The 8924-nt window shown below is 69.8% G+C and carries 8 protein-coding genes and 1 pseudogene; 5 read left to right on the plus strand and 4 right to left on the minus strand.

Annotated elements, in window-relative coordinates; all coding sequences use genetic code 11:
* Positions 1-49: 49 nt before the first annotated feature.
* The gene (gene queF / locus HV701_RS24240) at positions 50-874 is read right to left on the minus strand and encodes an NADPH-dependent 7-cyano-7-deazaguanine reductase QueF (RefSeq protein ID WP_175135557.1); all 825 of its coding nucleotides are present in this window, start codon (positions 872-874) and stop codon (positions 50-52) included.
* Positions 875-1194: 320 nt separating this feature from the next.
* On the opposite strand from queF, the gene aceA reads away from it, so the two are divergent.
* The gene (gene aceA / locus HV701_RS24245; RefSeq protein ID WP_175135558.1) at positions 1195-2514 is read left to right on the plus strand and encodes an isocitrate lyase; all 1320 of its coding nucleotides are present in this window, start codon (positions 1195-1197) and stop codon (positions 2512-2514) included.
* Between the two features lie 97 nt (positions 2515-2611).
* Here the strand turns inward: aceA and bioD are convergent, their stop codons facing one another.
* The 3 genes and pseudogenes from bioD to bioF form a co-directional block, all read right to left on the minus strand.
* On the minus strand, positions 2612-4039 hold the full coding sequence (gene bioD / locus HV701_RS24250; protein ID WP_175135559.1) for a dethiobiotin synthase: 1428 nt from the start codon (positions 4037-4039) through the stop codon (positions 2612-2614).
* Positions 4036-4704, minus strand: coding sequence for an alpha/beta fold hydrolase (locus tag HV701_RS24255; RefSeq protein WP_244957934.1), 669 nt, complete (start codon positions 4702-4704; stop codon positions 4036-4038). The genes bioD and HV701_RS24255 overlap by 4 nt, the downstream gene beginning before the upstream one ends.
* Positions 4704-5888, minus strand: a pseudogene (bioF, locus tag HV701_RS24260) (8-amino-7-oxononanoate synthase). The gene HV701_RS24255 and the pseudogene bioF overlap by 1 nt, the downstream one beginning before the upstream one ends.
* Positions 5889-6001: 113 nt before the next feature.
* Between bioF and HV701_RS24265 the strand changes: the two are divergent.
* The 4 genes from HV701_RS24265 to HV701_RS24280 form a co-directional block, all read left to right on the plus strand.
* Positions 6002-7270 (plus strand): adenosylmethionine--8-amino-7-oxononanoate transaminase, encoded by a 1269-nt coding sequence (locus tag HV701_RS24265; RefSeq protein WP_175135560.1) that lies wholly within the window; start codon positions 6002-6004, stop codon positions 7268-7270.
* 83 nt (positions 7271-7353) lie between these two features.
* Positions 7354-8328, plus strand: coding sequence for a P-type ATPase actuator domain-containing protein (locus HV701_RS24270; RefSeq protein ID WP_175135561.1), 975 nt, complete (start codon positions 7354-7356; stop codon positions 8326-8328).
* Positions 8325-8486, plus strand: coding sequence for a cbb3-type cytochrome oxidase assembly protein CcoS (gene ccoS / locus HV701_RS24275; RefSeq protein ID WP_175135562.1), 162 nt, complete (start codon positions 8325-8327; stop codon positions 8484-8486). Before HV701_RS24270 ends, ccoS begins: the two co-directional genes overlap by 4 nt.
* 209 nt (positions 8487-8695) lie before the next feature.
* On the plus strand, positions 8696-8924 hold a 229-nt coding region (locus HV701_RS24280; RefSeq protein WP_175135563.1), incomplete at its 3' end, for a cbb3-type cytochrome c oxidase subunit I.

Raw genomic sequence — 8924 nt, forward strand, 5'->3', positions numbered from 1 at the left:
CCGCTCGGGTCGCGGCTGGCGCCCTCCGCCCGGAGGCGCGGGCCGGCCGTTACTGGCGCACGGTGCGCACGTCGGCCGGCGGCGCCGTCTCGACGTTGCTGCGCCACGGGTTGATGTCCAGCCCGCCGCGCCGGGTGTAGCGGGCGTAGACCGTCAATTGTTCGGGCGCGCAGGCCTGCATGATGTCGGTGAAGATGCGCTCGACGCAATGCTCGTGGAATTCGGCGTGCTGGCGGAACGAGATCACGTAGCGCAGCAGCGATTCGCGGTCTATCGGCCTGCCCCGGTAGCGGATCTGCACGCTGGCCCAGTCGGGCTGGCCGGTCACCGGGCAGTTGGACTTGAGCAGGCGCGAGCACAGGGTTTCCTCGACCACGTCGCCGGCGCGCGTGCGCAGCAGCTCGGGCGCCGGCTCGTAGGTGTCGATCTCGATGTCGAGCTTATCTATATAGATACCGTCCAGTTCGCCCATCCGCAGCTCGCCGAAGCGCTGCGGCAGGATGAAGTCCAGCCCCACGGGGGCGCCGGCGGCCGCGCTCAGGTCGCGTTCCAGGCGGCCGCGCAGGGCGGCGGAGTTGACCAGCCGGGTCTGGTTGAACGAGTTCAGGTACAGCTTGAACGACTTGGACTCGATGATGTTGGGACTGTCGGCCGGCACCGAGAACGTCGCCATCGCCACCCGCGGCTTGCCCTTGGCGTCGAGCCAGGACAGTTCGTAGGCGTTCCACAGGTCGACCCCGGTGAACGGCAACGGGCCGCTCGCCAGGTTGAGCGCCTCGCGGTTGTGGGCGCGGGCGATGGGGAACAGCAGCGAAGGGTCGTATTGCGAGACGTAGGTCACGCTCTGGCCCAGCGGGCCGTGAGACAGCGTCATGGAGGGGTGTCGGAAAACGTGGCGATGACCGCATTGTAGGCGCTCCCGAGCCCGTCATTTTTCACATCATGAAACGCCGCTCCCGGCATGTGAAAGTTCGTGCTGCGCAGCAGCGCGATGCCATTTCACAGACGACAATTGCGTTTCGCAATACGGAATGATCAGCGTAAGTTATTGAATTAAATCAATAATATTTTTCCTCTTATATAAGAGGCGCGACCACATTGCTCCGCAGCACAGGCATAGACTTTCTCCAACGATTCACGCAATGCACACGAAGTTCTTTTTGCCTTTTCAGCCATAGACCAAGGAGCATGACCATGAGCAACCGCGAAACCGAAATCCGCAATCTGCAGAAAGACTGGGCCGAGAACAGCCGCTGGCAGGGCATCAAGCGCGACTTCAGCGCCGAGGATGTCATCCGCCTGCGCGGCTCCATCGCGGTCGAGCACACCCTGGCCCGTCGTGGTGCGACCCGCCTGTGGGAACAACTGCATAGCGAGCCTTTCGTGAATTCGCTCGGCGCCCTGACCGGCAACCAGGCCATGCAGCAGGTCAAGGCTGGCCTCAAGGCCATCTACCTGTCGGGCTGGCAAGTGGCCGGCGACGCCAACCTGGCCGGCGAGATGTACCCCGACCAGTCGCTGTACCCGGCCAACTCGGTGCCGCAGGTCGTGCGCCGCATCAACAATTCGCTGACCCGCTGCGACCAGATCCAGTGGATGGAAGGCAAGAACCCCGGCGACGAGGGCTACATCGACTTCTTCGCGCCCATCGTGGCCGACGCCGAAGCCGGTTTCGGCGGCGTGCTGAACGCGTTTGAATTGATGAAGGCCATGATCGAGGCCGGCGCCGCCGGCGTGCACTTCGAGGACCAGTTGGCGTCCGTGAAGAAGTGCGGCCACATGGGCGGCAAGGTGCTGGTGCCGACCCGCGAAGCCGTGGCCAAGCTGGTCTCGGCGCGCCTGGCGGCCGACGTGATGGGCACGCCCACCGTGCTGCTGGCCCGCACCGACGCCGACGCCGCCGACCTGGTGACCAGCGACGTTGACGAAAACGACCGCCCGTTCATCACCGGCGAGCGCACCGTGGAAGGCTTCTTCCGCACCCGCGCCGGTATCGACCAGGCGATCTCGCGCGGCCTGGCCTACGCGCCGTACGCCGACCTGATCTGGTGCGAAACGTCCACGCCCAACCTGGAATACGCCCGTAAGTTCGCCGACGCGATCCATCGCCAGTTCCCGGGCAAGCTGCTGGCGTACAACTGCTCGCCGTCGTTCAACTGGAAGAAGAACCTGGACGACGCCACCATCGCCAAGTTCCAGCGTGAGCTGGGCGCCATGGGCTACAAGTTCCAGTTCATCACGCTGGCCGGCTTCCACGCGCTGAACTACGGCATGTTCGAGTTGGCCCACGGCTACGCCCGCCGCCAGATGAGTGCCTTCGTCGAGCTGCAGCAGAAGGAGTTCGCCGCCGCCGAGCTGGGCTTCACCGCCGTCAAGCACCAGCGCGAAGTGGGCACTGGCTATTTCGACGCCGTCACGCAGACCATCGAGGGCGGCCAGTCCTCGACCACCGCGCTGACCGGCTCGACCGAGGAAGCGCAGTTCGAACACGGCAAGGAGCAGAAGGCCGCCTGAGCCGGACGGGATTGATTTTGCAGTTGTAGTGCTGTTGTAGGGTGGATTCAGGGTGCCTTCGGGCACCCTCTTTTTTTGGCGCCAGCGGTTGGCGCCGTCAGCCCGCGGCGCGCATCGCCGCCAGGCATTCATCCAGCGGCGGCAGGTTGCGCGCCAGCGCCTCGACGGCGGCCGCGTCCACCCGTTCGAGCGGCGGGATCTCGGCCAGCACCCGCACGTTGCCGAAGCGCTCGATGGCCTCGCGATTGCCGGCCGACAGCGTGCCGCTCATGATCACGCCCAGCACCGGGATGGCGCGGCGGCGCAGCGCTTCCAGGCTGAGCAGGGTGTGGTTGATGGTGCCCAGGCCGCTGCGCGCGGCCAGCACCACCGGCAGGCCCAGGCGCGCGATCAGGTCGATCATCATGTGGCTGTCGTCGATCGGCACATACAGGCCGCCAGCGCCTTCGACGATCAGCGGCGCGGCCGTGGCGGGCGGCACGATAGCGGTGGCGTCGATTTCCGCATCTTCCAGCGGCGCGGCGGCCCAGGGCGACAGCGGCGCCTGCAGTACGTAGGCCGGCAGATGCAGGCGCTCGGGCGGCAGTTGCGCCAGGCGGGCGACGGTGTCGGTGTCGCCCGGTTCCTCGGCCACGCCGGTCTGCACCGGTTTCCAGTAGTCGGCGTTCCAGGCGCGCGCCAGGATGGCCGAGACCAGGGTCTTGCCGATGCCGGTGTCGGTGCCGGTGACGAATACGCCTTGGGCGGGGGAGTCAGTCATGTTTTTCCACATTCCATAGGCCAGGTGGTAGGTCACCGTGGCGCCTTGTTGGTCGAACTGCGCCAGTACCCGCCGCAGCGCGGCCGGGCCCAGCGGCGCCGTGCCGGGCGCCGGCGCGGTGGCGCCGATGCCCTTGAGCGCCTTGAGAAAATGCAGGCCGTCAGGATGGTTTTGTATCAGCCGTTCGCTGAGCACGCCACCGGCCAGATCGGCCATGGCCGGACGGATGGCGCCGGGTGGCGGATACGCCGGCGTGGCCGCGGCCAGGCCGATGGCGTGATGGGCGGCGCGCCATTCGGCGAAGGTGCCGTCGGCCAGCGTGGCCACGGCCAGGTGGCCGCCGGGCGCCAATAACCTGGCCAGGCGCCCCAGGCCGGCATTCAGGTCGCCGAACCATTGCACCGCCAGGCTGGAACAGATCAGGTCGTAGCCGCCGGGCAGGCCGTCGGGACGTTCGCCATCCAGCAACTGGTAGCGGGCGGTGCCGGGCAGCGCCGGCCCCTGCCGCGCCCGCGCCAGCATGGCCGGGGAAATGTCGGTGACGGTCCAGTCCGCCGGGCCCAGCCGGGCGGCCAGGGCCTGCGTCAACAGGCCGGTGCCGCAGCCGATCTCCAGGATGCGCGGGCGCGGCGGCAGCGGCAGCCGGCCGATCGCGTCGGCCAGCCGCTGGGCGGTGATGCGTTGGGCGGGGGCGTGGTCGTCGTAGCGGGCGGCGGCGGCGCCGAAGCGCGCCCCGACCCGGGCGTTGCGCGGATCGGCGCTCATGCGGCAGGCGCCACGCGGGTCAGGAAGGCGCGGATGCGCTGCGCGCACCAGTCGCTGTCGGTCAGCGGCAGCAGGTGGCCGCCGTCCTCGCGCCAATGGATTTCGGCCGTGGCGCCGAAGCCCGCGGTCGTCATCGGCGCGGGCGCGATCGGATCGGCCGCGCCCGCCAATGCCAGCAGCGGCATCGGCAGCGTCGCCAGGGCCGGGCGCCGGTCGGCGTCGCGCAGGGTCCGCAGGTCGCGCGCCAGCGGTTCGACCCGGGGCGCGCCGAAGGCGGTGGTATCGCCACAGCGCTGGCGGAAATCGCGCAGCACCGCTTCGGGCTGGGTCGCCAGCCGGTTCAGCATGCGGTCCAGCATGCGCGCCGGCACGCCTTGCGGGAAATCGCCGGCCGCGCCGAAGCGGGCGAAGCCGTTGATCGCCACCAGGCCCAGGCAGCCGGGCGGCGCATCGCCAAGCAGCTGCAGCGCGCCGAACGAGTGGCCGATGGCCAGCACCGGGCCTGCCAGCGTGGGGGCGTGGGCCGGGCCGAAATAGCCGGCATCGGCCACGGCCTGGGGCCAGTCGGCCAGCGCGGCGGCCAGCGGCGTCCAGAACGCGGCATCGAAGGCCCAGCCGTGCACGAACAGCAGGGTGGGGCGGATGGGGCAATCCAAGGCAGGCATCAGGCGAGCGTGGCCGTCAGGCCGTCTATCAGTTGGTCGATGTCGGCGTCGCGATGCGCCGCGCTCAGGGCGATGCGCAGGCGGCTGGTGCCAGCCGGCACCGTGGGCGGGCGGATCGCCACGGCCAGCAGGCCGCGCTGTTCCAGCGTTGCCGCCAGCGCCAGGGCGCGGGCCGCGTCGCCGACGATGGTGGGCACGATCTGGGTGGAAGAGCCGCCGGTGTCCACGCCCAGGCTGCGCAGCGCGGCGCGCAGGCGCTGCCCCGAGGCCGCCAGCCGGGCGCGTTCGGCGTCCAGCGTCGGCACCAGGTCGAGCGCGGCGTCCATGGCGCCCAGCACCGCCGGTGGCAGGGCGGTGGTGTAGATGAAGCCGGAACAGGCGTTGACCAGGTAGTCGCAAAGCGCGCGCGAGCCGGCCACGTAGGCGCCGAAGCCGCCCAGCGCCTTGCTGAAGGTCCCCATGGCCAGGTCGATGCCGCCCGGCGCCAGCCCGGCCAGCCCCATGCCGCCCGGCCCCAGCACGCCGGTGGCGTGGGCCTCGTCCAGGTAGACGAAGGCCTGGTAGCGCTCGGCCAGCGCGGCCAGCCGCGCCACGTCGGTGCGGTCGCCGTCCATGCTGAAGACGCTTTCGGTGATGATGAAGCGCACGGCGGGCGCGGCCGCCGGCCCGGCGCGAGCCGCCAGCAGGCTTTAGAGGTGGTCCAGGTCGTTGTGGCGAAAGCGGATCTGCCGCGCGCCGGCCGCCTGGCAACCGTGGTGCAGGCTGGCGTGATTGAGCTTGTCGGCGTAGACCTGCACTTCGCCCTGGCTGGCGGCCGCGCGCAGCAGGGCCGGCAGCACGGCGGCGTTGGCCTGCCAGCCGGAGGCCAGCAGCAGCGCGGCCTCGGTACCTTTCAGGCGCGCCAGCTTGGCTTCGACCTGTTCGTGCAGGTCGAGATTGCCGCACACCAGCCGCGAGGCCTGCGCGCCGCTGCCGTGGCGCGCGGTCCATTCGCGCGAACGCTCGATCAGCAGCGGGTGCTTGGACAGGCCCAGATAATCGTTGCTGGAGAAGTTCAGGGCCGGCGCGCCATCGAGCGCGATGCGGCCGGCGGGCGCGGCGGTGGCGCTGCGCAGGCGGCGGCGGACGCGGCGCGATTCGGCCTCGGCCAGGGCGGAAGAGAAGAGGGGATCCAGCTTGGACATGACGATTTCCTGCGGCGGACGGCGGCGGGGCGCCGCGCCCGCGGGTCGCGGCCGTTAACAGCGCCGTCAGGCCCGCGGCCGTAGAATGCGGGCCATTGTAGTGGAGGTGAAACATGCAGACTCCTGACTGGATGGCCCGGGGCCAGCGGCACATCTGGCAGCCTTACGCCCAGATGAAGACGGCCACGCCGCCGCTGCCGGTGGTGCGCAGCCATGGCAGCCGCCTGGAACTGGCCGACGGCCGCCAATTGATCGACGGCGTGGCGTCCTGGTGGACCGCCTGCCACGGTTACAACCACCCGCACATCGCCCAGGCGCTGCGGGCGCAGTTGGAGGCCATGCCGCACGTGATGTTCGGCGGCCTGACGCACGAGCCCGCCCTGACCCTGGCGCGGCGCCTGGCGGACCTGCTGGGGCCGGGGCTGGACCGGGTGTTCTACACGGATTCCGGCTCGGTGGCGGTGGAGGTCGCCATGAAGATGGCGGTGCAGTTCTGGCTCAACCAGGGCGAGCGCGGCCGCAGCCGCTTCGTCGCGTTCCGCGGCGGCTATCACGGCGACACCTTCGGCACCATGGCCGTATGCGATCCGGACGAGGGCATGCACAGCCTGTTTCGCGGCATGCTGGCCGAGCATGACATTGTCGACCTGCCGCGCGACGAAGACGCCATGGCCCGGCTCGACGCCTTCCTGGAAAGCCGCGGGCCGCAACTGGCCGGTATCCTGGTCGAGCCGCTGGTGCAGGGCGCCGGCGGCATGCTGCTGCACGACGCCCAGGTGTTGCGGCGGCTGCGCCAACTGGCAGACCGCCACGGCCTGTTGCTGATCTTCGACGAGATCTTCACCGGCTTCGGCCGCACCGGCACGATGTTCGCGTTCGAGCAGGCCGGCGTGCGGCCCGACATCATCACCTTGTCCAAGGCCCTGACCGGCGGCACCCTGCCGCTGGCCGCCACCGTGGCCAGCAACCGGGTGTTCGACGCCTTCTGGTCGGACGAGCCGGCGCACGCGCTGATGCACGGCCCCACGTTCATGGGCAATGCCATGGCCTGCGCCGCCGCGAATGCCTCGCTCGATCTGTTCGAGGCCGAACCGCGCCTGGCCCAGGCGCAGGCCTTGTCGGGCGCGCTGGCGGCAGGGCTGGCGCCTTGCCGCCAACTGCCCTGGGTGCGCGATGTGCGGGTGCTGGGCGCCATCGGCGTGGTCGAACTGGACGGCGTCCGCGACCGCGAGGCGCTGAAGCGGCGCCTGGTCGAGGCCGGCGTCTGGGTGCGGCCGTTCGGCAATGTGGTGTATTTGACGCCGGCGCTGACCATCGCGCCGGACGAGCTCGATACCCTGATGGGCGCGGTGGTGGCCGTGCTGCGCGCGCAGCGGCCCTGAGCGCCGCCGCGCCCGGGCAAAGCGGCGGAAGCGCCTTGATCCAGGTCAAGGCGGTCGCGCCTGGCGCTGGGTAGCATCGGCCCATGCGAGCCAAATCCATCTTCGCCGTTCCCCCGTCCCTGCCCGAGGCCGACCGCCAACAGCGCCGGCACGCGCTGGTGCGCCTGTCGCTGGCGTGGCTGGCGATGATGCAGGTGATGATGTTCGCTTGGCCCGGCTACCTGCGCCACGAGGGCATCCCCAAGGACGCGCTGGATACGCTCGACTGGGCCATCGTGCTGATGAACTGGGCCAGCCTGGCGCTGACGGTGCCGGTGGTGCTGTATTCGGCCTGGCCGATCTGGCGCCACGCCGGCGCCAACCTGCGCCAGGGGCGCGCCGGCATGGACGTGCCGGTGGCGCTGGGCATCGTGGCCGCGTTCCTGCCCAGCGTGCATGCCACCTATACCGGCCGCGGCGAGGTCTATTTCGATTCGGTCACCATGTTCGTCGCCTTCCTGCTGACGGCGCGCTACCTGGAACTGTGCGCGCGCCAGTCGTTCGGCGGCATCGCCGGGGGCCAGCGGCACGCCCGGGTCGAGGCCCAGCGCCTGGTGCTGGGGGCCGGCGCCGACCGGCTGGCGTCGCGCTTCGTCATGGCGCAGGTGGCGCTGGCATTGGGCGCGGCGGTGGTCTGGGCCGATATCGACCCGGCCCACAGCATCCCGGTGATGGTGGCGCTGCTGGTGATGAGCTGCCCCTGTGCCATGTCGATGGCGGTGCCCACCGCCATGGCTTCGGCCCACGCGGCGCTGGCGGCGCAGCCGTCCATGCCCGAATCGGCCCTGGACGCGCTGCTGGCCGCGGCGCAACGCAAGGCGCGCCAGAACCTGCACGGTTCACTGGTCTGGCACCTGCTGATGACGCCGCTGGCGCTGGTGGGCTGGGTCACGCCCTGGCTGGCGGCCATCACCATGCTGGTGTCGTCGCTGGCGGTGGCGTACAACTCGTGGCGGCTGTCGCGCCACGATTGGTCGGGCAGCCAGGCGCCCGGCGATGCGCTGGGGGCCGCGCCATGACCATCCTCTACCTGCTGCTGCCCTTGTCGCTGCTGTTCGTGCTGGCCATCGGCGTGTCGCTGTGGTGGGCGGTATTCAACGGCCAGTACGACGACACCGACAACGCCGGCATCGCCATCCTGCGCGACGACGACAGCGGTCCGGCCTCGCGCGGCTAGCGCCTTCCACCCGAAACCTTGCCGATGGCGGCCGCAAACCGGTTGCCAGGCCCAGGCGCGGCCATCGCCGCGCCATGGACGTTGCGCCGCCACAGCGGGTTCCCCCGCGCGCCTAACAGGGTTTGACGCACATCAACCCCGGTTCACTCCCGACCCCCCATCATTGAAACCTGGAGCTACTTGTTTCTTTTTGTTTTGGGGGAAGGGTGATGAACGATTGCGCCGCAATCGCAAGCAAGGCCGACACCTTCAACTACAGGATCGTGAGGCAGTTCGCGCTCATGACGGTGGTCTGGGGCATTGTCGGCATGGCTGTGGGCGTTTTTCTCGCCGCGCAGCTGATTTGGCCTCAGTTGAATTTCGACACCGCCTGGCTCAGCTACGGCCGCCTGCGCCCGCTGCACACCAACGCGGTGATCTTCGCCTTCGGCGGCAGCG

The sequence above is a fragment of the Achromobacter pulmonis genome, from assembly GCF_902859765.1.
GTDB lineage: Bacteria > Pseudomonadota > Gammaproteobacteria > Burkholderiales > Burkholderiaceae_B > Achromobacter > Achromobacter pulmonis.

Coding starts and splice junctions, on each gene's coding strand:
- queF (WP_175135557.1), bottom strand. CDS start 874: ATGACGCTGTCTCACGGCCCGCTGGGCCAGAGCGTGACCTACGTCTCG.
- aceA (WP_175135558.1), top strand. CDS start 1,195: ATGAGCAACCGCGAAACCGAAATCCGCAATCTGCAGAAAGACTGGGCC.
- bioD (WP_175135559.1), bottom strand. CDS start 4,039: ATGAGCGCCGATCCGCGCAACGCCCGGGTCGGGGCGCGCTTCGGCGCC.
- HV701_RS24255 (WP_244957934.1), bottom strand. CDS start 4,704: ATGCCTGCCTTGGATTGCCCCATCCGCCCCACCCTGCTGTTCGTGCAC.
- HV701_RS24265 (WP_175135560.1), top strand. CDS start 6,002: ATGCAGACTCCTGACTGGATGGCCCGGGGCCAGCGGCACATCTGGCAG.
- HV701_RS24270 (WP_175135561.1), top strand. CDS start 7,354: ATGCGAGCCAAATCCATCTTCGCCGTTCCCCCGTCCCTGCCCGAGGCC.
- ccoS (WP_175135562.1), top strand. CDS start 8,325: ATGACCATCCTCTACCTGCTGCTGCCCTTGTCGCTGCTGTTCGTGCTG.